Below are 940 nucleotides of genomic sequence, written 5' to 3'. Positions count from 1 at the left end.
CGCCACGTCGAAGCGCATCATCAGGACCGCGTTCGCGCCGCGCGCCCGGGCCTGCTCGACCAGCCGCTCCATCGCCTCGTTGCGGGTCTCGACCAGCGTCTTGGTCAGCCCCTTCAGCTCGCCGCCGACCATGGACTTCAGGCCGGCGCCGATCTGGCTGCCCAGGTGGCGGGAGCGAACGGTGAGCCCGAAGACCTCGCCGATGACCCGCTGGACGTCGTGGCCCGGTACGTCGTTCGTCGTCACGACCAGGACGTCGGAGTGCTCCTGCTGGCCGCCGCCGTACTCTTCGATGCTCATGCGCCTGCTTTCTGTGAGGTGCGCGCCGGTTGGGCGCGTGAGGTGCGGGTTTCCCGTTCCCGTGAGATGACGCACGCGGGGCGCTCCGGGTTGGCCGGCCTGGAACCGGTGCTCGGCGTCTGGCGTTGATAGTTTTGGGCCGACTATCCGAACCCAGCCGCATTCAGTTCCGCTCCTCCGACCGCGGCCGGGCACCACGCGTCGCCTGCACCCCCTGATCCAGGAGCCTCGTCACCCGTGACCACTCTCGCGCTCGGCCCCAGTTGGCTGGACCCGGACCACCTGATCGACCAGTTCGGCATCTACGGCGTGCTCGCCATCGTCTTCGCCGAGTCGGGCCTGCTCATCGGCTTCTTCCTGCCGGGTGACTCGCTCCTGTTCACCACCGGCCTCTTCGTCACCACAGACATGATCGACATGAACCTGTGGCTCGTCTGCCTCCTGGTGGTGGTCGCGGCCGTCGCCGGCGACCAGGCCGGCTATCTCTTCGGCCGCAAGGTGGGACCCGCGCTCTTCAAACGACCGGACTCCAAGCTCTTCAAACAGGAGAACGTGGAGAAGGCGCACGACTTCTTCGAGAAGTACGGGCCCAAGTCGCTGGTCCTGGCCCGCTTCGTGCCGATCGTGCGGACCTTCACGC

2 protein-coding genes are annotated in these 940 nt (G+C 67.4%); one reads left to right on the top strand and one right to left on the bottom strand.

What is annotated here, in order from left to right; all coding sequences use genetic code 11:
• A partial coding sequence (locus KUM32_RS35550; protein ID WP_217146053.1) for a YbjQ family protein occupies nt 1-300 on the bottom strand: 300 nt, incomplete at its 3' end.
• Nucleotides 301-537: 237 nt separating this feature from the next.
• On the opposite strand from KUM32_RS35550, the gene KUM32_RS35545 reads away from it, so the two are divergent.
• The coding region (locus KUM32_RS35545) for a DedA family protein (RefSeq protein WP_217146052.1) at nt 538-940 on the top strand (403 nt) is incomplete at its 3' end.

The sequence above is a fragment of the Streptomyces sp. AC627_RSS907 genome, assembly GCF_019049165.1.
Note: the sequence above shows the minus strand (reverse complement) of the source record. Positions and strands in the feature narration are given on the sequence as shown.